At 69.5% G+C, this 25,562-nt stretch carries 7 protein-coding genes; all 7 read left to right on the plus strand.

What is annotated here, in order from left to right:
- Positions 1-28 precede the first annotated feature (28 nt).
- The 7 genes from PQQ95_RS19740 to PQQ95_RS19770 all read left to right on the plus strand — a co-directional run bounded on the left by PQQ95_RS19740 (position 29) and on the right by PQQ95_RS19770 (position 25,490).
- Positions 29-11,242 (plus strand): non-ribosomal peptide synthetase, encoded by an 11,214-nt coding sequence (locus PQQ95_RS19740; RefSeq protein ID WP_408439514.1) that lies wholly within the window; start codon positions 29-31, stop codon positions 11,240-11,242.
- 81 nt (positions 11,243-11,323) lie between these two features.
- Positions 11,324-17,293 carry a non-ribosomal peptide synthetase gene (locus tag PQQ95_RS19745; RefSeq protein WP_408439516.1) on the plus strand — a complete coding sequence of 1,990 codons (5,970 nt, stop codon included), beginning with the start codon at positions 11,324-11,326 and terminating at the stop codon, positions 17,291-17,293.
- 123 nt (positions 17,294-17,416) lie between these two features.
- Positions 17,417-18,208 (plus strand): ATP-binding cassette domain-containing protein, encoded by a 792-nt coding sequence (locus PQQ95_RS19750; RefSeq protein WP_408439519.1) that lies wholly within the window; start codon positions 17,417-17,419, stop codon positions 18,206-18,208.
- Entirely contained in the window at positions 18,205-19,248 is a 1,044-nt protein-coding gene (locus PQQ95_RS19755; RefSeq protein ID WP_408439522.1) for an ABC transporter substrate-binding protein, read from the plus strand. The genes PQQ95_RS19750 and PQQ95_RS19755 overlap by 4 nt, the downstream gene beginning before the upstream one ends.
- A gap of 4 nt (positions 19,249-19,252) precedes the next feature.
- Entirely contained in the window at positions 19,253-21,265 is a 2,013-nt protein-coding gene (gene fhuB, locus PQQ95_RS19760; RefSeq protein ID WP_408439524.1) for a Fe(3+)-hydroxamate ABC transporter permease FhuB, read from the plus strand.
- Between the two features lie 360 nt (positions 21,266-21,625).
- Positions 21,626-23,836, plus strand: a complete 2,211-nt coding sequence (locus PQQ95_RS19765; RefSeq protein WP_408439525.1) for a TonB-dependent siderophore receptor — start codon at positions 21,626-21,628, stop codon at positions 23,834-23,836.
- A gap of 223 nt (positions 23,837-24,059) precedes the next feature.
- Complete coding sequence (locus PQQ95_RS19770; protein WP_408439527.1) at positions 24,060-25,490, plus strand: cupin domain-containing protein; 1,431 nt, start codon at positions 24,060-24,062, stop codon at positions 25,488-25,490.
- Positions 25,491-25,562: the final 72 nt, after the last annotated feature.

Raw genomic sequence — 25,562 nt, forward strand, 5'->3', positions numbered from 1 at the left:
GCAGCCATCCTCCAGATCGGGATCATCCATGAGTGAAAGAGTGAGCGAAGTGCCGATGGACCTGCGGTCCATCTCGGCGGCCTATGTTGCGTTGCCGGTGGACAAGCGCCGCGCGTTTCGCGACCGTCTGCGGGCGCGCGGGATCGACGCGGCGCGTCTGCCGATCGTGCCGTTTCCCGATGCCGGCCGGCGGTTCCCGCTGTCGTACGCGCAGGAGCGGCTGTGGTTCCTGTGGCGCCTCGATCCCGCGAGCGCGGCCTACAACGTGACGGGCGCCGTGCGGCTGCGCGGCCGGCTCGACGTCGCGGCGCTGCGCGCGGCGCTCGATCGCGTCGTCGACGCGCACGAGAGCTTGCGCCAGCGCTTCGAGGAGATCGAAGGCGTGCCGTATCAGCGCCCCGGTCCGCGCGATTACGGCTGGCAAACGCATGCACTCGACGCCAGCGCCAGTGATACAGCGCCCGACGTATCCGACGCACTCGAAGCGCTGCTCGCGCGCAGCACCGCCGAGCCGTTCGACCTCGAACACGGCCCGCTCCTGCGCGTCGTCCTGATCGCGCTCGCACCGGACGACTACGTGCTGCACGTTGCGCTGCATCACATCGTTTCCGACGGACTGTCGGTCGAGGTGTTCGTCGCCGAACTCGCCGACGCCTATCGCGCGCACGTCGAGCCGAGCACGGCGCCCGACGCGCCGGCCCGTGAGCTTCAATACGGCGACTACGCGCAATGGCAGCGCGAATGGCTCGACGACGGCACGCTCGGCCGTCAACTCGACTACTGGCGCAACCGTCTGGGCACCGAGCATCCGGTGCTCGAACTGCCGCGCACGCAGGCTCGCGCGGGGATGCGCAGCGGCGCCGGCGCGCGCCTCGTGCGGGTGGTGCCCGAGACGCTGCGCGCGGCGCTCGCGCGCGTTTCGCTTGCCGCCGACGCGACGCCGTTCGTCACGTTGCTCGCCGCCTATGACCTGCTGCTCGCGCGCTATAGCGGCCAGCAGGATATCCGCGTCGGGGTGCCGGTGGCGGGCCGCGAGCGCCCGGAAGTCGCACGCACGATCGGCTTTTTCGTCAATACGCTGGTGATTCGCACGGAACTGGCCGGTGTGCCGACCTTCGCGGCGCTGCTCGCGCAGGTGCGCGAACGCGTGCTCGAAGCGCACGCGCACGCGGACCTGCCGTTTACCAAGCTCGTCGACGCGTTGCAGCCGCAGCGCAGCTTCGGCGAAACGCCGCTGTTCCAGGCGATGTTCAATTATCTCGGCGTGGATCGCGACGCGATTCAGTTGCCCGGCCTCGACGTGTCCAACCACGAACTCGACACGCGCACCGCGCGCTTCGATCTCGTGCTCGACGCGCGCGAACGCCCGCATGGGCTCGAAGTCGCGCTGACCTACGCAGAGGACCGCTTCGACGCCGCCACAATCGCGCAGATGCTCGATCACTACGTGCGGCTGCTCGAACAGATCGCCGCCGATGCCGCGCAGCCGCTCGGCGCGTTCGCGTTGAGCGACGAAGTGTCGGGGGTGCCCGCGCCTGTGCTCAAACCTTACGTGTCGGTGCCCGCGCGCTTCGCGGCGAGCGTCGCGCGTCAGCCGCAAGCGCTGGCCGTGCACTGCGAAGGCGAAGCCACGACCTACGCGGCGCTGGACGCTCAGGCGGCGCGCGTCGCGCACGCCCTCGCGCGCGCCGGTGTGCGGCCCGACGAACGGGTTGGCCTGTGCATGACGCGTTCGATCGGGATGGTCGCTGCGCTCCTCGGCACGCTACGCTCGCCCGGCGCGTTCGTGCCGCTCGATCCGACCTATCCGGCCGAACGCCTCGCGATGATGATGGAAGACGCCGGCGTGCGCGTCGTGCTGACCGATGCGGCCGCCGCCGCGCAATGCGGCGCGCTGTTCGCGGACCGCATCGCAATCGCGGTCGACGCGCTCGACGATGTTGCCAACGCCAACGCCAACGCTGCCGCGCCGCGCGCGGTGGATCCGCATCCGGACCAGCTCGCCTACGTGATCTACACGTCGGGCTCGACGGGCCGCCCGAAGGGTGTCGCAATTGCGCACGGCGCGTTCGCCGCGCACCTCGACGACTTCATCGCGACGCACGGCATCGACGCGACCGATACCCAACTGCAATCGTCGACGATCAACTTCGACGTCGCGCTGCACGAGTTGCTGCCCGCGCTGCTGTGCGGCGGCAAGGTCGAGATGCGCGGCCCGCAGCCGTGGGACATCGAAACGACGAGCTGTCATCTGATCGACGCGCGCGTGACGTTCTCACGGCTGCCGACCGCGTACTGGCAGCAATGGCTGCGCTCGCCGCCGCCGGCCGCGTCGCTCGCGCTGCGGCAGATCACGGTCGGCGGCGAAGGGCTGCCCGGCGATGCGCTCGCGCAATGGCGTGCCGGTCCGCTCGGCCACATCGGCGTCGCGAATCTGTACGGCCCGACCGAAACGACCGTCGCGTGCATGTTCCGCGCGACCACCGCCGACGACACGGCGCAGCCGATCGTGTCGATCGGCGCACCGTACGCGTCGCGCAGCGCACGCGTGCTGGACCACGACGGCAATGACGCGCCGGTCGGCGCGCTCGGCGAGTTGTGCATTGGCGGCCATACGCTGGCGCGCGGCTATCTCGACCGGCCGTCGCTGACGGCCGAGCGCTTCGTGCCCGATCCGGCCGGCTTGCCCGGCGCGCGTCTTTACCGTACGGGCGACCTGTGCCGGCGCCGCGCCGACGGCGCGATCGACTTCCTCGGCCGTCTCGATCAGCAGATCAAGCTGCGCGGCTTCCGGATCGAGCCCGGCGAGGTCGAAGCGGCGTTACGCCGCCAGCCAGGTGTCGCCGACGCGGTCGCGATGCTCGCAACGACGCGCGGCGTCGCGCGGCTCGTCGCTTATGCCGTGCCGCGCGCGGACGCCGCGCCGCTCGACGGCGCCACGCTGCAGCAGGCTCTCGCGCAGGCGCTGCCCGCGCATATGGTGCCGGCCGCGATCGCCGTGCTCGAACGCCTGCCGCTGATGCCAAACGGCAAGGTGGACCGCGCCGCGCTCCCCGCCATTGAAGAGGCGCGCAGCGACACGCCGCGCGCCGCACCGCGCAACGACGCGGAGCGCACGTTGCTTGCGCTATGGTGCGCGGTGCTCGGCCGCGACGACCTCGGTATCGACGACGACTTCTTCGCCGCAGGCGGCGATTCGATCCTGAGCTTGCAACTGATCGCGAAGGCGCGCGCGCAGGGCTGGCTGCTGACGCCGCGTCAGGTATTCGAGCAGCCGAGCGTCGCGCGGCTCGCGGCCGTGATGCGGCCGTTGGAGCTCACCGGCCCGGCCGATGAAATCCGCGAGCCGTTGCCGCTGACACCGATCCAGGCGTGGTTCTTCTCGCGTTATCCGGACGGCGAACGTCATTGGAATCAGTCGGTGTTGCTGCGCGTGCGCGGCGAACTCGACGTCGCCGCGTTCGAGCGCGCGCTCGGCGCAGTGATCGCGCGTCACGATGCGCTGCGGTTGTGCTTCGAACGGGATGAAGATGGCGTGACCGGCGAATCCACCGCCACCGCAGCCATCGGCGCTCACGCCGCAAATGCAAACACAAATGCGACCGCAGCCACTGCGGCCCGTTCCCCCGGCTGGCGCCAGCGCGTGCTCGCCGACGCACCGGCCGGCATTGTCTCGTCGGTCGATCTGCGCGAAGCAGGCGAGGGCTGGCAGGCCGCGCTCGCGGAAGTGGGCGAACGCGCGCAGCGCGCGCTAGACCCTGCTGCGGGCCGGCTCGTGAACGCTGTGTCGCTGCGCACGCCCAACCTCGCCGACGGTACGCCGGATGGCCGTCTGCTGCTGGTGATCCATCACCTCGCGGTCGACGGCGTGTCATGGCGAATCCTGCTCACCGACTTGCAGGCTGCGTACGCAGTGGCGCGCGAAGGCCGCGCGCCGTCTCTCGAGCCGGCGCTGCCGTGGAGCGCATGGGTGATCGCCCAGCGCGATGCGGCGACCGAAGCGCGGATCGCCCACGCGCTGCCCGCGTGGCAGGCGGCGCTGCGCGAGGCGCAAAGCGGCCTCGACGCGCCCGTCGGCACCGCCGCCTCGAGCGACGTCATTGACTGGAAGCTCGATCGCGAGGCAACCGACGCACTGCGCCGTGCCGCGCCACGCGCCTACCGGCTCGGCGTCGACGAACTGCTGCTCGCCGCGCTCGCACGTGCAGCCGCCGCGACGTTCGGCGGCGACGGCGCGCTCGTCGCGCTCGAAGGCCATGGCCGCGACGTGCCGGTGCAGGGCGACGCCGACCCGAGCCGCACCGTCGGCTGGTTCACGACCCGCTACCCGGCGTGGTTGCCCGCGCCCGCCGCTGACGCGGCCGCGCTGCTCGGCACGAAATCGCGCCTGCGCGCGTTGCCGGACGGCGGCGCGTCGTGGGGCTGGCTGCACACTTACGGCGATACCGCCACGCGCGACACGCTCGCGGCGCTCCCCGCGCCGCGGCTCAGCTTCAACTATCTCGGCCAGTTCGACGGCAGTCTCGCCGCCGACGGCCCGTTCGGCTTCGCGACCGAGGCGTCGGGCAATCCGCAACCCGCCGACGAACCGCTGGTGTATCCGGTCGACGTGAACGGGATGATCGTCGACGGCCAGTTGTCGTTCTCATGGCGCTTCGATCCCGCCGTCGTGTCGCCACAGCGGCAGCACGCGCTCGTCGCCGCGTTCAGCCGCGAGGTCGCGCGCTTCGTCGCGCACTGCGAGCACGCCACGCCGCGCGCGAGTGCCGCCGACTTCCCGCGCGCGAGGCTCGACGACATGGCTTTCGACGCGCTAGGCCTCGCAAACGAGGCGCTCGACGATCTGTACCCGGCGACGCCATTGCAGCAGGGTCTGCTGTTCCACAGCCTGCTTGAAAACGGCGCCTACTTGAATCGCAAGCGGCTGACGCTGTCCGGCGACGTTGATATCGACGCGCTGCGCACTGCATGGAGCACGGTGATCGCGCGGCATCCGGTGCTGCGCACGCGCTTCGTCCGCGGGCATGGCGGGGCGATGTTGCAGGCCGTGCTCTCCGCTGTGCCCGTGCCGTTCGAGGTGCACGACTGGCGCACCCGCGCGGACTACGACGCCGCCTTCGCGCGCTGGTTCGACGACGAGGCGCCGCGTCGCGTCGATCTCGATCGCGCGCCGCTGATGCATGTCGCGATGTTCCGTCGGCCGGACGGCGCGCACGATCTCGCGTGGCTTAACCACCACGCGCTGTCCGACGGCTGGAGCCAGTCACAACTGCTGGGCGAACTGACGCGCGCGTACGTCGCCGCGCGCCAGGGCGTCGTGCCCGCGCTCGATCCCGTCGTGCCGTTCGGCGCCTACGTCGACTGGCTCGACGCACAGCCGGATACGGGCGACTGGTGGCGCGCGCAGCTTGCGCGCGTCGACCGGCCCGCGCTGCTGCTCGACAGCGTCGCGTTGCTGCCCGCGCGCGCTGCGCACGCGGCCCACGAGCCGCAGGCATTCCGGCATCGCGCGACGACGCTCGACGCCGGCCTGTCCGCCGCGCTCGCGGACGCGGCGCGGCGCCACGGCGTCACGCTGAACACGTTGATTCAGGCCGCGTGGGCGATCGTGCTCGCGCGCCACGGCAACCGCCGGCAGGCGGCGTTCGGCGTGACCGTCGCCGGGCGGCCCTCGGATCTGCCGGGCGCCGCCGCGATCCAGGGTGTGTTCATCAACAGCCTGCCGCTATGGGTCGACGTGCCGGCCGACCGGCCGCTCGGCGACTGGCTGCACGCGTTGCAACACCAGAACGTCGAACTGCGGCAGGTGGAACACACGCCGCTCACGTCGATCCAGCAATGGGCGGGCGCGGGTTTCGGCGTGCTGTTCGATTCGCTGCTCGTGTTCGAAAACTACCCGATCGATCCGGCGCTGAAGGACGGCTCGCTCGGGCTGACCGTCGAGGCGTCCGCATCGTTCGAACGGACGCACTATCCGCTGACGCTCGGCGTGCTGCCGGGCGAGCGGATCGGCCTGGAATGGAGTTGGGACAGCGGGCGGCTGCCCGACGCGTCGTTCGGGATCGTCGCGGATGCCTATGAGGCGGTGCTCGCGCAACTCGCGCACGGCAGCGCCACGACGCTCGCCGCGCTGCGCGTGCCGGGCCGGATCGGCGAGGAGGGCGCCGCGATGGCGCCCGGTGCCGCGCATCCGTACCGGTCTGTCGTCGCGCGAATCGATGCGGTGGTCCGTGCGCGTCCCGACGCACTCGCGATCCGCTGCGACGACATGGAAATGACGTATGGCGAGCTCGATGCGCTCGCGACCCGGATCGCGCGGCGGCTCGTCGCGTCGGGTGTCGGCTGCGACATGACGGTGGGCGTGTGTATCGAGCGCTCGCCCGCGCTGCTCGCCGCGCTCGTCGGCGTGCTGAAGGCGGGCGGCGCGTATGTGCCGCTCGATCCGTCCTATCCGCGCGAGCGGCTGCGCGACATGTGCGAGGACGCGCGCTTCTCGACGATCCTGACCGACGCGGCGACGGACGCCGCGCACGCCGACTGGATCGGCGCGGCCGGCTGCGAGGCGATCCGTGTCGATGGGCCGCTCGATCGTTCGCGCCATGGCCAGCGCATTGGCACGGACGCTGCGCTGCCCGGCGAACCGTGGCCGAACCAGCTCGCGTACGTGATCTATACGTCAGGCTCGACCGGCCGGCCGAAGGGCGTCGCGTTGACGCACGGCGCGCTGAGCCTGCATCTGGACGACTTCATTGCGGATAACGAACTGACGCCCGACGACCACGTGCTGCAGTTCACCACCGTGAACTTCGACACGTCGATCGAGGAAATTTTCGGCTCGCTCGCGGCGGGGACGTCGCTCGAAATGCGCGGCCCGGCGATCTGGAGCGGTGCCGAACTGAGCCGCGTGCTGGTGGAGCGCCGCGTGACGGTTGCGGATTTTCCGACCGGTTACTGGAAGCAGTGGATGCGCCAGGCAACCGAGCCGCTGCCCGGCCTCGCGCTGCGCCGCGTGACGGTGATCGGCGAGGCGCTGCCCGGCACCGCGGTCGCGCAATGGTTCGCGGGCCCGCTCGCGGACGTGCCGTTCATCAACAACTATGGGCCGACCGAGACGGCGATCACGTCGTCAGATCAGCGCGTCGAGCCCGCGCATGTGGACTGTGTCGCGGTGCCGATCGGCCGGCCGCGCGCATCACGCGTGTACCGGATTCTCGATCTCGACGGAATGCCCGCGCCGGAAGGCGGGATCGGCGAGTTGTGCATCGGCGGCGACACGCTCGCGCGCGGTTATTTGCGCCGGCCGTCGCTGAGCGCCGAGCGCTTCGCACCGGACCCGTTCGGGCCGCCGGGCTCGCGCGTGTACCGCACGGGCGACCTGTGCCGCTGGCTGCCGGACGGCAGCGTCGCGTACGTGGGCCGGCTCGACGACCAGGTGAAAGTACGCGGCTACCGGATCGAACTCGGCGAAATCGAGAACGTGCTGGTCACGCAGCCGGGCGTCGCCGAGGCCGTCGCGATCGTGCGCGGCGAGCAGGACGCGAAGCGGCTGTTTGCGTACGTGGTCGCGGCGCCGCACGGCCCCGTGCCGGACGGTGACGCGCTGCGCGATGCGCTGTCGCAAACGCTGCCGTCGTATATGGTGCCCGCGGCAATCGCGGTGCTCGACGCGCTGCCGACGCTGCCGAACGGCAAGCTCGACCGCAAGTCGCTGCCCTCGCTCGAGGCGGTGGCGGCTGCGTATGTCGCCCCCGCGACGCCGCTCGAAGCCATCGTCGCCGAGGTCTGGCAGGCGGTGCTCGGACTCGAACGGGTCGGCGCGAGCGACGATTTCTTCGCACTCGGCGGCCACTCGCTGCTCGCGCTGCAAGTGGCGGCGCGGCTGCAGCGCGCGCTCGGCCGCGATGTGCCGTTGCGCGCGCTGCTCGATCATCCGGTGCTCGCGGCGCTTGCCGCATGGCTCCACGTCTCCGCGTCGCCTGCCGCGCGCAGCCTGCCGCCGGTACGCCGGCTCGGGCGCCGCGACGTGCGGCCGACACACGGCCAGGAGCGGCTGTGGTTCCTGTGGCGGCTCGCACCTGAGTCCGCCGCCTATCACCTGTCGCTCGCGGTGCAGCTCGACGGCGTGCTCGACGAGCAGGCGCTGCGCGCGGCGCTGGATGGCGTCGTCGCGCGGCACGAGATGTTGCACGCGCGCTTCGACGAACGCGATGGCGAACCGTGGCTCGTCGTCGACGACAATCTGCGCGCCGGGTGGGAAACCGCCTCGTTCGCCTCGGCGGACGAGGCGGCGCTCACGGACTGGCTGCGCGACGGCGCGAACCGGCCGTTCGATCTGGCGCGCGGCCCGTTGCTGCGCGCGCGGCTCGCGCGAACGGGCGACGCCGCGCACGTGTTTTCGCTCGCGCTGCATCACATCGCCGCCGACGGCTGGTCGCTGAATGTGCTGATCGACGAGCTGATCGCCGCGTATGACGCGCTTGTCAGCGGCAAATCCGCCACGCTCGCGCCGCTGCCGGTCCAGTACACCGACTACGCGGTCTGGCAGCGCGAGACGCTCGACGCCGCGGCGCTCGGCGCGCAACTCGACTACTGGCGCACCACGCTCGGCGACGAGCAGCCGGTGCTCGAACTGCCGGCCGACCGGCCGCGTCCCGCCCAGCGCGACGCGCGCGGCGGCCAACTGGAAAGCACGCTCGCGCGGCCGCTTGCCGATGCGTTGCAGGCGTACGCGCGGCGTCACGACGCGACGCTGTTCATGACGCTGCTCGCCGCATTCCACGCGCTGCTGTACCGCTACGGCGGCCAGCGCGACATCCGGGTCGGGATTCCGCTCGCGGGCCGCGAACGGCTCGAGGTCGAGCCGCTCATCGGGTTTTTCGTGAACACTGCGGTGATTCGCGCGGAGCTGTCGGGCGCGCTGCCGTTCGACGCGCTGCTCGCCCAGGTGAAGCAGCGCGTGCTCGACGCGCAGGCCAACCAGGACGTGCCGTTCGCGCAGATCGTCGACGCATTGCAACCGGTTCGCGCAGCGAATCACACGCCGCTGTTCCAGGCGCTGTTCAATCTGGAAGTGAAGGGCGGTTCGGCCGAGCGTGAGACGAGCGGCGGGTTGCGGCTGCGGCCGTTCGGCGGCGAGCGCACGGCCGCGCAGTTCGACCTGTCGCTCGGCGTATCGGTCGGCGAGCAGATCGGCCTGACGTTCAGCTATGCGGCCGACCTGTTCGATGCGACCACGGTCGAACGGTTGTCGCGCGACTATCTGGCGCTGCTCGAACAGCTCGTGCGCGACGCCGATAGGAATGCCGATCAAAGCGCCGATACGTCCGCGCTGCGGCTTCGCGATTTCACGCTGGACGCACGGCCCGTCGCGCAGCGCGGCGACGCGCCGGTACTGCCGTTCGTGCCCGTCGACGCGCGCATCGCGGCAACCGCGCGCCGGCAGCCGGACGCACTCGCGGTGCGTTGCGACGGCGCGGCGCTCAGCTATCGCGAACTCGACGCGCGGGTCGACGCGCTCGCTGCGCGCCTCACGCAAGTTGGGCTCGTGCACGAGGCGCGGATCGGCGTGTGCGTGACGCGCTCGCTCTCGATGATCGTCGCGGTGCTCGCGGTGATGCGCGCGGGCGGCGCTTATGTGCCGCTTGATCCCGCCTATCCGGACGCCCACCTCGCGGGGATGATCGACGACGCGGGGCTCCTCTGCACCGTCGTCGATGAAGTGGGCCATGAACGGCTCGCGGGACTGGGCGGCGCGCCTCGCTGCATCGACGTTGATGTTGGCGGCAATCTCGATGTCGGCGCCGCTCTGTCCGCTGTGTCCGCTGTGTCCGCAGGGCTGATCGAACCGGCGAAGCGCGCAGCAATCGTGCCGGACCAACTCGCCTACGTGATCTACACCTCGGGCTCGACCGGGCGACCAAAGGGCGTCGGCGTGACGCATGGCGCGCTCACGCGATTCCTGGACAGCATGCAGGCGCGGCTTGCCCCGACGCGCGACGACGTGTGGCTCGCGGTCACGACGCTGTCGTTCGACATCGCCGGGCTCGAAATGTATCTGCCGCTGATCGCCGGCGCGACCATCGAACTTGCGACGCGTGAGACCGTGGTCGACGGACGCCGGCTCGCGGCACTCGCCGACGCCTCCGGCGCGACGCTGATGCAGGCGACGCCGATGGGCTGGCGCATGCTGCTCGACGGCGGCTGGCTGCCGCGCGCGCCGTTCGTCGCGCTGTCGGGCGGCGAGGCGCTGCCGCCGGATCTCGCCGACGCGCTGCAGGTCAACGGCGCGCGCCTCTGGAATCTGTACGGACCGACCGAGACGACCATCTGGTCGAGCGCGGCGCGGCTCGACGAACGGGGCGCACCGATCACGCTCGGCGCGCCGCTCGAACACACCACGCTGCTGGTGCTCGATGCGGACGGCAATCCGGTGCCGGAGAACGGGATCGGCGAGTTGTGCATCGGCGGGGCGAATCTCGCGCGCGGCTATCTCGGCCGTCCGGGCCAGAGCGCCGAACGCTTCGTGCCGGACCCGTCCGGGCCGCCGGGCGCGCGCGTGTACCGGACGGGCGACCTGTGCCGCGTGGGCGCGGGCGGCCGCCTCGAATCGCTCGGCCGGGCGGACCAGCAGGTCAAGCTGCGCGGTTTCCGGATCGAACTCGGTGCGACCGAGGTCGCGCTGCGCACGCTCGACGGCGTGACCGACGCCGCCTGCCAGATCCAGGGCGAGGGCACCGCACGCCGGCTCGTCGCGTTCGTGACGGGTGAGGTTGAGGCGGCTGCACTGCGCGCGCGGCTCGCCGACAGTCTGCCCGCGCAGCAGGTGCCCGCGCAGATCGTGCGGCTGGACACGTTACCGAGGACTTCGAACGGCAAGCTGAACCGCGCCGCGCTGCCGGCCGTCGCGGCGGGTGACGCCGACGCCTACGCGGCGCCCGGAACCGCGACTGAGGCGCTCGTCTGCCAGATCTGGGCGGACGTGCTCGGTGTCGAGCGAGTGGGTATCGACGACGATTTCTTCGCGCTCGGCGGCCATTCGCTCGTCGCGGTGCGCGGTGCCGCACGGCTTGGCGATGCGCTCGGCCTCAAGGTCGAGATCGCGCTCGTGTTCGCTCATCCGAAGGTCGCCGATCTCGCCGCGCAGCTCGACGGCGCGGCACCTGATGAGGGCATGACGAACGGCTCGACAAGTGGCACACAGAACGCGCTCGACGGCCTGCAGGATCTGCTCGATTCGCTTTGACCCGCGGCGCCGGGCGCGGATCGCCTGGCGCCATCCCGTTGTCGCGCGCCGCGCGGCAATGGACAACTGGAACGATAGAACGTGACGGACAACACTCAAGCCGCGCAGCGTGGCGACGCCCGGCGTAGCGACGCCCGACATGGCGACGCCCGGCGCATTGCAACGCAGTACGCGGCGCTTCCCGAGGACAAGCGCGCGCTGTTTCGGGCCCGCGCCCGCGCGCAGGGGTTCGATACGTCCGCGCTGCCCGCGCTGCCGCTCGCGCCCCGCCCCGAGCGCTTTCCGCTGCTGCCCGCGCAGGAGCGCCTGTGGTTTCTGTGGTGCCTCGATCCCGCGCATGCGGGCTATCACATCACGCATGCGCTGCGGCTCACTGGCCCGTTCGACGTCGACGCGCTGCAACGCGCGTTGCAAAAATTGGTAGAGCGGCACGAGGCGCTGCGGTTGCGCTTCGATGCGGGTGACGGACTGCCGGTTCAATACCCGGCGCCAGCGTCGGCAGCCGGCTATGGATTCGAGCAGCGCACGGTCGAAGGCGACGCCGCGCTCGCCGACGCCCTGCGCGATACCGCGCGGCGGCCGTTCGATCTGATCGGCGGCCCGGTGTTCCGGGTCGGCGTATTCGACACCGGGCCCGACACGCGCGTGCTGCAATTTGTCGTGCATCACATCGTTGCCGACGCGTGGTCGATGGAGGTGCTGTTCCGCGATCTGCTCGCGCTCTATCAGGGCGCGGTGCTGCCGCCGCTGCCCGTGCAGTTTGCGGACATCGCGCAATGGCAGCGCGAGTGGCTCGCCGCCGACCATCTCGATCAACAGCTCGATCACTGGCGCGCGACGCTCGATGGCGCGCCGGGCTCGATCACGCTGCCACGCGACCTGCCGCCGCGCCCGCAACGTTCGCATGAGGGCGGCGTGGCGCGCCGCACGCTCGACGGCAGGCTCGCGGACCGGCTGCGTGCGATCGCGCGCGAGGGCCACACGACGCTCTTCACGCTGCTGCTTGCCGCATACGGCGTGCTGCTCGGCCGCTACGCCGCACAGCGCACGGTTGTTATCGGCGTGCCGTCGGCGGGGCGCGAGCGGCCTGAGACCGAGTCGCTCGTCGGCTTCTTCGTCAACACGCTGATCGTGCGCGCGGATCTCGACGGCGCGCAGCCGTTCGACGCGCTGCTGCGCGCGCTGCATGCACGTGTGCTCGACGCGCAGGCGCATCGTGACGTGCCGTTCGCGCGGCTCGTGGACGCGCTCGCGGTCGAACGCGATCTCGACAGCTCGCCGCTGTTCCAGGTGATGTTCGATCTCGCGGTCGATTCGGTCCACGCGGCTAATACGGCTAATACGGCTAATACGGCTAATACGGCTAATACGGCGGGCGCGCTCGCGCCGCTGCCGGACGGCCTTGTCGCCGCGCCCGTTGTCGCCACGGCGGCCACCGCGCGCTTTGATCTCGCATTGAATACGCGCGACCGGGGCGCGAACGGTGCGCTGGAACTCGCGCTTACGTATGCGCGCGATCGCTTCGTCGATGCGACCGCGGAGCGGCTGCTCGACGATTACGTCGCGCTGGTGAGCCAGATCGCCGCCGATCCGTCGCGTCGCGTCGCGGATCTGGCGGCCTCGCGCGCGCAAGCTGTTGCATGCGACGCTATCCCGCGTGGTCCGTTCGTGCCTGCACACCACCGTGTTGCCGAACGCGCACGGCAATGCCCGTCGCGCGTCGCGTTGCGTTGCGAAGAAGCGGCGCTGACTTATGGGGAACTCGACGGCTGGGCTGCGGGGATCGCCGCCGCGCTGCGCGAGGACGGCATCGTGCCCGGCGAGCGTGTTGGCCTATTGCTCGAACGCTCGCTTGCACTGCCGGCTGCGCTGCTCGGCGTATGGCAGGCCGGCGGTGCGTTCGTGCCGCTCGATCCGGACTACCCGGAGGCACGTCTGCGCGAGATGATCGGCGATGCGCAGGTGATGCGTGTGATCGTCGATCCGGGCACGCGTGCGCGCTGGGCGGCACTGCTCGCGCCGTTGCGCGCGATTGATGCGCTGCGCGCGCGGGACGCTGCACTGGTCGGCACCAACATCAGCACCGGCACGAGCACAGGCACTCACGCCGCCAGTGCCAGCACTAATACCAATGCCAATGTCACCGCCAACTCCGACTCCGACTCCGACTCCGACTCCGACTCCGACTCCAACGACACTCTCTCCGCGCCTGCGTTCCCAGCGACGCACCCCGATGCGCTCGCTTACGTGATCTACACATCCGGTTCGACCGGCACGCCGAAGGGTGTCGCGATCTCGCACGGCGCGCTCGCGCTGCATCTGGAAGACTTCCTGCACGCTCACCGAATTGCGGCATCGGACGTCGTGCTCCAATCGTCGACGATCAACTTCGACGTGGCGCTGCACGAGTTGCTGCCCGCGCTGATCGCGGGCGGGCGCGTGGTGATGCGGGGTCCGCAGGCGTGGGAACTCGCGTCGCTCAATCGCACGCTGATCGACGAGCGCGTGACTTTCGCGCGGATTCCAACCGCGCTGTGGCAGCAATGGCGCATCGCGCTGCCCGCCGCAGCGGACCTGTCGCTGCGGCAGATCACCGTCGGCGGCGAGGCGCTGCCGGGCGACGCGCTCGCGAAGTGGCTCGCCGGCCCGCTCGCGCACGTCGCCATCGACAACCTGTACGGGCCGACCGAAACGACGGTCGCCGCGCTGCATCACCCGGTCGGCGCGGCTGACGCGGCGAGCGCGATCGTCGCGATCGGCCACTGCTATCCGTCGCGCCACGCGTACGTCGCGGACCTCGACGGCAATCGCGCGCCGGATGGCGCGCTCGGCGAACTGTGCATCGGCGGCCCGACGCTTGCGCACGGCTATCTCGGCCGTCCCTCGCTGACCGCCGAACGCTTCGTGCCCGATCCGACCGGTGCGCCCGGCTCGCGCGTCTATCGCAGCGGCGACCTGTGCCGCGCGCGCACGGACGGCACGATCGACTTCCTCGGCCGGCTCGACCAGCAGATCAAGCTGCGCGGTCATCGCATCGAACTCGGCGAGATCGAGGCGGCCTTGCGGCGCGCGGCCGGCGTGCGCGAAGGCGTCGTCGAGTTGCGCGGCGACGGCGAACGCAAGCGGCTCGTCGCGTACTACACCGGCGACGCCGCGCCGGACGCGGTGCGCGAAGCGCTCGCGGCGACGCTGCCGGCCTCGCATGTGCCCTCGGTGTGCGTCGCGCTCGCCGCACTGCCGACACTGCCGAACGGGAAGCTCGACCGTCGCGCGCTGCCCGAGCCGGACGATACAGTCGACACCGGTGCCGTACCGCCAGACGGACCGCTCGAAACCGCGCTGCTCGCGGTCTGGCAGACCGTGCTCGGCCGTACCGATTTCGGCGTGACCGATGCGTTCTTCGCGCTTGGCGGCGATTCGATTTCGAGCCTGCGCGTGATCGCGCAGGCGCGCGCGGCCGGCTGGATCGTCACCGCGCGGCAGGTGTTCGAACATCCGACGGTGCGCGCGCTCGCGCGCGTCGCAGTGCGATCGGACGACACACAGGACAACGCACGCGCACTGGCCGCCAATGCAACCCATGCAGCCGATCCTACCGATGCAGCCGATGGTCCGCTCGACGCGCCGCTCGCGCCGATGCAGCATTGGTTCTTCGAGCGCTTTGCGCACGCGCCGGCGCGCTGGAACCAGGCGGTGTTACTAAAGAGTGTGGAAACGCTCGACATGGACGCGTTACACGCCGCGCTCGCGGCCGTGATCGACGCCCATGACGCATTGCGCGCGCGGTTCACACGCGATCCGGCGACGCACGCGTGGACGCAGACAATCGTGCCGGCGTCCGCCGCGCTGGCGGAGGCAGCGCTTGAGCGAATCGATCTGCGTGAGGCGGCCGATCCCGCAACCGCGATCGCCGCGCACGCGGACCGTGTGCACGCCAGTCTCGACCTTGCGGCCGGCCCATTGATCCGGGCCGCCGCGATGACGACGGCGGATGGCGCGCGCCTGCTGGTCGTCGTCCACCATCTGGTTGTCGACGGCGTGTCGTGGCGAATCCTGCTCGACGATCTGCTGACCGCCTACGACGCCGCGCGTGAGAATGGTGCGCCGGTCGTTCTGCCGCGCCCGGCGACGAGCTGGCGCGACTGGACGCGGCGCCTCGCCGACTATGCGGCGCAACCCGAACTGCTCGCCGAAATTCCGTGGTGGCAGGCCCGCCTCGGAACACGCGCCGGGAGCGCGCCCGTTTCGCTCCCGGACGGCGGCACGCGACATCTCGCATGGACGCTCGATTCCGCCGCGACCGCGCGGCTGACCCATGCCGGCTGGCGAATCGACGACGTGCTGCTCGCGGCGCTCGCCCACGCGTGCGCGGACGTGCTGCCCGACTTGCCGGTTATCGTCGAACTGGAAGGGCACGGGCGCGGCGTTCGCGTGCCGGGTGTCGACCTGACCCGCACGGTCGGCTGGTTCACGACGCAGTATCCGCTGCACATCGATGCACGGGATGCACGGCGCGATCCGGACGCGACGCGCCGCGCGATCGGCGCCGCGCGTCACGCGCTGCCCGCCGAAGGGCTGCACTACAACTTGTTCCGTTATGCGGGCCTCGCGTCGTCGCGTGCGGCGCTCGCCGCGTTGCCGGCCACCACGGTCGGCTTCAATTATCTCGGCCGCTTCGACGAACGGCTGAGCGACGGACGCTTCACGTTCGCCGACGAAGACAGCGGCAGCGGCACGGATGACACGCGGAGCGGGCAGGGGCCCCGGCACGTGCTCGATCTGAACGGGCTGATTTCCAACGGCAGCCTGAAGCTCGACTGGAGCGCGGCCGAGGCGTTGTTCGATGCGGCGCGGCTCGAACGGCTCGTGGCCGCTTTTGACGCGCATATGCGTACGCTGGTTGATGGGGCTGATGTAGCGACGTCAATCACGTCTGGCCAGCACCGCGAGGTGACAGATGCAGCAACGGCGGTCGTATCCGGCGAGCACGCCGTGGTTGCAGGTGCAGCAACCACGACCACGTTCGGCCAGCACGGCGGACTGGCCGATGCAGCAACGGCGATCGCGTCCGCACAGCGCGCCGGGGTAGCAAATGCAGCGACGGCGATCACCTCCGACCAGCATGGCGGAGTAGGGGCGTCAGCGTCCGCCGCCGCGAGCCTGTTCGCGGCGATGCCGCCCGCGCCGGCATCCGCCGGCCACACCCCCGCGCACGCGGCCTACGACCTATGGCGGCAACGTTTTCGCGCAGAGGCCGAACTCTGCCCCTCGGACGATCCCTGTGTGCAGCCGCTCAATGCCAGCGGCGCGCCCGTCACGCTGTTCTGCCTGTATCCGGGGCTTGGCCTCGTCGGCGAATACCGGTATCTTGCGGCGGCGCTGCAAGGTGTCGCGTCGGTCGTCGCGTTGCGCTCGCCCGGCTTCGGCGATCCGGCGTTCGCGACGGACGCGCTGCCGGCGTCCTTCGCGACGCTCGCCGCGCGCTGTGTCGAGCAGGTGCTGCGCGTACAGCCGCACGGGCCGTACCGGCTGCTCGGCCGCTCCTTCGGCGGACGGCTCGCGGTGACGGTGGCCGCGCAACTGCGCGCGCTCGGACACGACGTCGATTTCGTTGGACTGCTTGATACCGCGACGCATGCGGAGAACACGCCGGACGCGACGGGTGCGCCTGACCACGATGCCAGCCTGCCGCCGGACGACGCGCGCGCGGGCCTCGACGCCTGGCTCGACACGCAGCCGGACGGTGCATGGCTGCAGCCGCTGTTCGAGCGGGCGGCGGCACTCGACGCGCTACATTACCGGCTGCGGATCCATCATGCGCTGCCGTATGTCGACCTGCCGCTGACGTTCTGGCGCGCGGCGCGCGAGCCGTCGACGATGCGCGAGTTCGACTGGAGCGCCCACACGAGCGGCGGATTCGAGGCACGCGACATCGATGCAACGCACAGCGGAATCGCGCTACACCCGACGCTGCACGACGACGTGTTGCGCCGGCTAGGCGCGCTCGCCGCGAGGACGCCGAACGAAACCGGCGGCCGCGTCATGACGTGAACCACTTCAACGGACCGCTCAAGCGGTCAACAACAGCTGATAACCGCTGACAACGACCGATAACGATAGCAGCGGGGCGCACGCGCTCCGCCTCCCACGATTCACGATGAACCTGCTCCTGACATGAACACCTCCGGCGACTCCTCGCTCTACCGCCTGTCGAACGTCGATTTCGCGATCGGCGACAAGGTCCTGCTGCACGACATCACGCTCGATCTGCCAGCTGGCGAAGTGATCGGCCTGATCGGCCACAACGGCTCCGGCAAGACCTCGCTGATCCGGCTCCTCGCGCGTCTGCACCCGCCGACGCGCGGCACCATCCTGTTCGACGGCGCACCGCTCGAGGGCTGGCCGCATCGCGGCTTCGCGCAACAGGTCGCGCATCTGCCGCAATACACGCCGCAGACGGACGGCCTGCTGGTCCGCGAACTTGTCGCGCTCGGCCGCTATCCGTGGCACGGTGTGCTCGGACGCTTCACGCGCGAGGATCACGAGCGGGTCGACGAAGCGATGGCGTCGACCGATGTCGCACACTACGCGAACCGGCCGGTCGACAGTCTGTCTGGGGGCGAGCGGCAACGCGTGTGGCTCGCCATGCTGATCGCGCAGAACAGCCGTTGCGTGCTGCTCGACGAGCCGACATCGGCACTCGACATCGGCCACCAGCTCGAAGTGCTCGGACTGATCCGCTCGTTGTGCGAGCAGCGCGGGATGACCGCGATCGTCGTGCTGCACGACGTGAACATGGCCACCCGCTTCTGCACGCAACTCGTGTCCTTACGCGGCGGCCGGCTGCTGATGCAGGCCGCGCCGGACGAGATCATGCGTCCGGACGCGCTCGAGGCGATCTATGGCGTGCCGATGGGCGTGATGACCGATCCGGTCGGCGGTCATCTGATCGGATTTCCGCAATGAGCGCGCGGAGGTCGTATTGCCGTGCGCCCGATGCGGCGCGCCGGCGTGCGCTTGCCCGGGTCGCGGCGTTCGGCGTCGCGGGCCTTGGCACGGTGCTCGGCATGCGGGGGGCGAACGCGGCGGCGGCCGCAGTGGCAAGCGGCGCTGCAAGCACCGCTGCGGGGACCACGGCAAGTGCGGCGAGCAAGGTACCGCACCGGATCGTCGTGATGAGCTGGGAGCTCGGCGAGATGCTGCTCTCGCTCGGCGTCGTGCCGGTCGGGATGTCGCTGCCCGACTGGTATCGCGAGACGATCATCGATCCGCCGCTGCCTGCCGGCGTCGCGGATCTCGGCCTGCTATACCAGCCGAACTTCGAGGTGCTGCTCGCGCTCGCGCCGGACCTGATCGTGATTACGGCCGGCCACGCGTCCGCGAAGCCCTGGTTCGAACGGATTGCGCCGACGCTCACGCTCGGCCTCTACCGCCACGCGCCGGACCCTTATCGTGCGTTGTGCGGCGAGACGTCAACGCTCGCGACACGGCTCGCGCGGCCCGAACGCGCGGCCGCGCTGATCGACGCAGCGGCGCGCACGACCGGCGAAGTTCGCGCGTCGCTCGCCGCGCAACCGGCGCGCCGCGCGCGGCCGGTGCTGGTCGCGGAACTGGTCGACGACCGCCATCTGCGCGTGTACGGACGCGGCAGCCTGTTCGACGAGATGCTCGGCCAGATCGGCGTCGTGAATGCGGCGAACGCCGCGCATCCGCGTGACGGCGGGCGTCCGTGGCCGACCGAAGGCGGGTACGCGCTCGTGCCGCTGCAACGGCTCGTCGACGCGCGCGAGGCGAGCCTGCTGCTCGTCGGCCCCGTCACGCCCGCGCTGCGCGACGGGCTCGAATCGAATGCGATCTGGCAGGCGGTGCCGGCGGTTCGCGAGCGCCGCGTCACGACGCTGCCCGTGATCGCGCCTTATGGAGGGTTGGTGTCGATGCAACGTTTCGTGCGCGCCGTGAATGCGGCGCTCACCCTGATCGAAGCGGGAGGCGGCGGTGTTGCGTAATCTCATGGCATCATCCCCGCTCGCGCCCGCGCGCGATTTCCGGCTCGCGCTGGTCGCCGGCTTCGGCGTCGTCGCGCTCGTGCTCGCCGGCTTCAGCATCCACGCGCAGCTCGACGGCGCGTCGTTCTGGACAACCCTGTTTGCGCCGGATCGCACGGATCTGCATCAGGTGCTGGTGCGCGACAGCCTGCTGCCGCGCATCGCGATGACGCTGCTCTGCGGCGGCGCGCTCGGGCTTGCCGGGACGCTCACACAGCAGGTGCTGCGCAACCCGCTCGCCGAGCCGCTGACGCTGGGGATTTTTCCGGGCGCCTATCTCGCGCTGATGATCGCCGGACTCTGGGCGCCGTCGTGGCTCGCGCTCGGGCGGCCCGTGATCGCCTTGGCGGGTGGCGCGCTCGCGATGCTCGTCGTGTTCGCGCTTGCCGCGCGGCAGCGGATGGCGTCGCTCGCGGTGATCCTGTCCGGGATGGTCGTCAACCTGTACTGCGGCGCAATCAGCCTCGCACTGTCGCTGTCGCATTTCGATCTGTTGCGCGGATTGATGATCTGGGGCGGCGGGGCGCTCGATCAAACCGGCTGGCAGGACACGCGCTTCCTGACGGTGGCCGTCGCCGTGTGCGGCCTCGCCACCTTGTTGCTGCGTCGCGCATTCGCGGTGTTCGAGGCGGGCGACTCGACTGTCAGCAGCCTGGGCGTCGGGCTGCAGCGGATGCGGTTTGCCGCGTTGCTGATTGCGCTCGTGCTGACCGCCTGTGTCGTGTCGACGGTCGGCGTGATCGCGTTCGTCGGGCTTGCCGCGCCGATGCTCGCGCGCCTCGCGGGTGCGCGCCGGCTCGGTGCCCGGCTCGCGTGGGCGCCGGCGATCGGCGCCGCGCTGTTGTGGGCGACCGACGAACTGGTGCGCGTCATGTCGTCGGTCGAACTGTTTTCCGCGCATCTCGTCCCGACAGGCACGGTGACCTCGCTCGTCGGCGTGCCGTTCCTGCTGCTGATGCTGCCGCGGCTGCGCAGCCAGCCCGATCTGCATGCGGCGGCCGCCGCGCCGGTGCCGCACGGGCGGCTCGCTCGCCGCCTGCCTCTGGCAATCGCCGGGCTCGTCCTGGTAATTGCGCTCGGCTTTTGCGTATCGCGTGGGGCCGACGGCTGGCGGCTCGCCAGCCTCGCGCAGATCGAAGCGCTCGCGTTCTGGCGGCTGCCGCATCTGGTCGCGGCGCTCGCGGCGGGTGTGCTGCTTGCCGTCGCCGGCACGCTGATCCAGCGCGTGACCACGAACCCGATGGCGAGTCCGGACCTGCTTGGCGTGAGTTCCGGCGGGGCGCTCGGCATTCTCGTCGTACTGTTGCTCGGGCTCGCGCCGACGTCCTTCGTGCTGTTTATCGGCTGCGGCGGCGGTGCGCTCGCGACGCTCGCGCTGGTCGTCTGGTTCGGCGCACGGGCATCGTTTGCGCCGGAGCGCATGCTGCTGGTCGGCGTCGCGATCAGTGCGCTGTTCCAGGCGGTCGTGAGCGCCTTGCTCGCGAGCGGCGATTCGCGCGGCGATCTGCTGCTCAACCTGATCATCGGCTCGACCTACGACGTGGAGCCTGGCGCCGCCTACGCGGCGGGTGCGATCGCGCTCCTCTCGCTCGTACTCGGCCCGCTGCTGGGCCGCTGGATCGATACGCTCGCGCTCGGCGCGACCACGGCGACGAGCCTCGGCGTGCCGGTGCCGCGCGCGCGAGCCGCGGTGCTGGTGCTCGCGGCGTTCCTGACCGCTGCGGCGACACTGCTGGTCGGTCCGCTGTCGTTTGTCGGGCTCGTCGCGCCGCATATCGCCCGCTATTCGGGCGCGCGTAAGGCGGGGGCGCAAATCGGCGTCGCCGCGCTCGTCGGTGCGCTGCTGATGGGACTCGCCGAATGGCTGGGCCGGCAGATCGCATTTCCTCAGGAAATGCCGGCGGGGCTCGTCGCGACGCTGATCGGTGGTCCTTATCTTGTCGTACTGATGCTGCGCCGCCGTGCCTCGGCGACATAACTACGTAATCACGTAACCGGCGCAGCATGCCGGTTATTTAAAAGCTTTCAATTACATAACATTTCCGATTATCTGCTTTCGATTCCAGGAATTAGGTTGGAAATGAGAATCATTATCGGTTAATATTTCGCTTCGAGAGAAATCACGGCCCGGTTTCGGATCGTGCAAGCTCGAGGAGACCGGACTCGGGAAGGCCGGCCTCCCGTCTCATCAGGGGATGAGGCGTGATTTCGGCGAGGACTCGATCCGCACCGGCAGCCTTCCTGTCAATCTATTTCGCATTCCTTATAACTACGGGATTTTCCGTTTTGCCTCGGATGGCGGCGGGTTAGTCACTACACCTGGAGCGTTACAACAACAATGGGCATCACTAACGAACTGTGGCGTCGCGGGAAACGCGCGAGAACGACGAATGTATCGCTGCCGATGCGGCTCACGCCGCTCGGTCTCGCGCTATGCGCGGTCTGGGCGGCGGGGCCCGTTCAGGCGCAGCAGGCGCCGTCCGGCGCGAGCGCGACGGCTGCCACGCTGCCGTCCATCGCCGTGAGCGCGGTGCCCGACGCAACGACCGAGGACAGCGGCTCGTACGTGGCGCGCAGCGCGACGATTGCAGGCAAGGTGCCGGTGCCGTTGAAGGAAACGCCCGCATCCGTGTCGGTGCTGACACGCGAGCGGATGAACGACCAGGACATGACGACGATCCAGGAAGCGCTGCGCTACGTGACGGGCGTGACCTCGGTGGACTACGGCGACGGTTCGGCATATTTCCGTGCGCGCGGCTCGCAGCTCGGCGTGGAGTTCGACGGCGTGCCGCTCGTGAGCGGCCTGCAGTATCAGCAGCAATTCGATCTGGCGATGTACGACCGCATCGAGGTGCTGCGCGGACCGGCCGGGGTGATGGCCGGCATGGGCGAACCGGGCGGCACGGTGAACCTCGTGCGCAAGCGTCCGCAGGATCAATTCCACGTGTCGACCGAAACGCAGATCGGCTCGTTCGGCAGCGTGCGGCAAATGATCGACGTGACGGGTCCGCTGAACAAGGACGGCACGGTGCGCGGCCGCGCGGTGCTGGTCGGCAGCGACGGCCTGCAGTCGACCCAGGGCACGCGCGACAAGGAAGTGATGGCGTACGGCGCGATCGACTGGGACATCACGCCGCGCACCACGCTGTCGCTGTCCGCCGCGTATCAGGTGAATCCGGTCAGCGGCCTCGACTACGGCGCACCGGGCGTGGAAGACAGCAATGGCAATTTCATCGGCCGGGTGCCGAGTTCGTATTCGCAGAACTTCAGCCCGAGCTGGAATAGTTCGTACACGTCGATGGAGGAGGTGAACGGTAACCTCGTCCACAAATTCGAGAACGGCTGGCAGTCGAATACGACGCTGTTCTACCGGCACGAATTGCTGAAGTCGACCTACGCCTATTCGGGTCCTGGCGCGACGTCGGACAATCTGGCGTATTTCGCCGATCAGCGTCAGCGCAATACGTATGACTGGTTCGGCGCGGACACCAACGTATCGGGTCCGATCCAGCTGTTTGGCCAAACCCATACGCTGACCGTCGGTGCGAACTACTCGGTGATGTCGGATACCGAGCGGACCGGCGCGATCTGGAGCGGTCAGTACTTCGATCTGCCGTACAACCTGTTCGATGCAAACTCGGTGCCGTCCGTCAACGTGCCGTTCTCGACCGACGCGGACATGGTCAGCGGCGCGAACAACCGCATCGTTCAGTACGGTTTCTACGCCCAGGCGCGCATCCATCTCGCGAAGCCGCTCACGCTCGTGCTCGGCGGCCGCGAGGCGTTCCTGCAGGAGCGCTCGCAGACGATTCTGCCGAGCGTGACCGACTGGACCACCGAGGCGCAGCTCAATCACCGTTTCCTGCCGTCGGCGGGCCTGGTCTGGGACGTCACGCCGTGGCTGACCGCCTACGCGAGCTACGCGAAATTCATTACCGCGCAGACGCAGACGACCTACCTCAACTCCGCGTTGCCGCCGCGCACCGGCGAGCAATATGAAGCCGGCGTGAAGACCAGTTTCCTCGGCGGACGGATGTCGGCGACGGCGGCCGTGTTCCGCATCAACGACAACAACCGGGCGATCACCGATCCGTTCCACGACACGGGCAGCATTCCGGGCGGCCGCGCACGCGACGAAGGCTTCGAGCTCGAGCTGGCGGGCCAGCCGCTGCCGAACTGGAACGTCTATGCAGGCTACACGTACCTGAACGAGCAGTTCGAGGACGATACGCCCGACCTGACCGACGGCACCGATCCGAAACATCTGTTCAAGCTGTGGACGAACTACAAGTTTTCGGAGGGACTGCTGAACAAATTCAGCATCGGCGGCGGAATGCTCGCGCAAACCCAGATCTCGCGCGGCGTCACGCAGGGCGGCTATGCGATCTTCAACGCGCAGATCGGCTATCAATTCAACAAGCACGTCGAGGCATCACTGCAGTTGAACAACATCTTCAACCGCGACTACTACATCCGTCCGCCGGGCAACTTCTTCAGCGTGTTCGGCGACAAGCGCAACGTGATGCTGACCGTCCGCTCGGACTTTTGACGGGCGAAGCAAGCGATGTGGCCGCCGTCCCGTCCTGTTCCGTTCCGCGCGTGGGCTCGCCCGCGCGCACTCCTGGTCGAGCGCGTGGCGGACGGGGCGGGCGCGTCCGCCGCGCGATCCACGCGCCGTCCGCATGCGGCCACTCCGCAGCCGGCGAGTCACGACGCACGTGTGCGTCGGGCGCGCCGCGCCTCATCGAGAACCCATCACAGGAATTTTCGTCATGACGCAAGCCACGTCTTTGCTATTTGATTTTTCGCCGTTCGCCGGCCATAGCGAACACCATGTCGAACTCATCAAGCAGTTCGCCGCCGCGCAACCGTTTCGCAGCGCGGTAGTCAGCGAACTGCTGCTCGAGGACGACTTTCACCGCCGCCCGCTGCGCCCTGAAGACTTCGAGTTCCTGAAGTTCGCGAAGCCGGTTCGCATGCATAACGTGAGCCGCCTGCCGTCGCTCGCGTCGAACCGCACGCTGCTGTCGATCTACGAACTGGGCGTCGCGCGTCTGCCGCGCACCGTCGAAGCAGACGAGTGGGCCCGCTTCACTGGTTTCTACAGCGACGAGGCGCAGATGCGTGGCGCGCAGATCGCGCCGTTCCTCGAAGCGTACGCTTTCGAATATCTCGCGCAGAATCAGGACCTGCCGGCCGATGCGAACGCGGCGGCCGCGCGGCTTGCACGCATCGTCGACGACGAATCGGCATTCTGGGATCAAACGTTTGCGCGTCTGATGCGCAACGACTACCTCGAGGAAGGCCTGCGTTTCATCATGGTGCAGCGCTGGGCGCTGGCGCCGTCGAAGCGCCGTGCACTGACGCGGGCGGCGGCGAGCGGCTTCTTCGAGATGCTGCCGGACGAACTGCGCCCGGCGCTCGAAGGCGACCTGCCGGATGCAGCGCTTTATCAGCGTGTCGCCGCGTCGTGCGGCGTGACGCGCCAGCAGCACGCGTACTGGCAGTTTTACCTGCCCACCAGCATGGCCAAGTGCAATCTGCTATACGCGCTCGCGCGCCGTCCGGATCGCGCCTTTGGTCTCGTCGGCGCGGCGTTTGCCGCGGAGGCGGAATGGCTCGCGTTCAGCGCGGCGCTGGAACGTGCGTGCGCGCATCTGAAGCCGGCGAATCGCCAGCCAGGCGACGCGCAACAGCGCAAGGCCGCACTGGTCGCGCGTTTTACGCAGGCGTTGCAGTCGATCGGTACGGCCTACGGCGCGAGCGCGTATGCGCAGACCGTGCAAGGCATGGCCGCCGCCGAACGTCTGTGCGAACGCGCGCGCTGGGATCTCGGCGAACAGTTGCTGTGGCTGTCGTCGATTCGCCGCTACGTTGCGTTCGCACATCGGATCAGCACGCGGATCGACGCCGAATGCCCGGACATCGACCGCGAAACCTTCGTCGAACCGCATGAAATGTGCTCGACGACGCACGTGCATAACGACCATCGGCTCGTGACGATCCAGGAAGGCGAGATGCTGTTCTGGGGCAACGTCGGCATGCAATTGAAGATGAACGAAGGCGACATGGTGCTGATTCCCGATGGACGCCTGCATGGCTCGACGGTGGTGTCGGGCGAATGCACCTATCACCAGCCGATCATTCCGGACGATTGGGTCCAGGCGCTCGTCGCCGAACTCGACGCGACGACGTCGGCCTGAACGTCGCGGCGGCGCAGCGCACCCCGCAGCGCCGCCACGGCCCGCAACACCAGAGCGTCCGGCACAGGACGC

Source organism: Paraburkholderia caffeinilytica (assembly GCF_046030355.1).
Lineage (GTDB): Bacteria > Pseudomonadota > Gammaproteobacteria > Burkholderiales > Burkholderiaceae > Paraburkholderia > Paraburkholderia caffeinilytica_B.

What these genes read in the sequence shown, in the direction of transcription:
- PQQ95_RS19740 (WP_408439514.1), top strand. Translation starts at nt 29, where the DNA reads ATGAGTGAAAGAGTGAGCGAAGTGCCGATGGACCTGCGGTCCATCTCG.
- PQQ95_RS19750 (WP_408439519.1), top strand. Translation starts at nt 17,417, where the DNA reads ATGAACACCTCCGGCGACTCCTCGCTCTACCGCCTGTCGAACGTCGAT.
- PQQ95_RS19755 (WP_408439522.1), top strand. Translation starts at nt 18,205, where the DNA reads ATGAGCGCGCGGAGGTCGTATTGCCGTGCGCCCGATGCGGCGCGCCGG.
- fhuB (WP_408439524.1), top strand. Translation starts at nt 19,253, where the DNA reads ATGGCATCATCCCCGCTCGCGCCCGCGCGCGATTTCCGGCTCGCGCTG.
- PQQ95_RS19765 (WP_408439525.1), top strand. Translation starts at nt 21,626, where the DNA reads ATGGGCATCACTAACGAACTGTGGCGTCGCGGGAAACGCGCGAGAACG.
- PQQ95_RS19770 (WP_408439527.1), top strand. Translation starts at nt 24,060, where the DNA reads ATGACGCAAGCCACGTCTTTGCTATTTGATTTTTCGCCGTTCGCCGGC.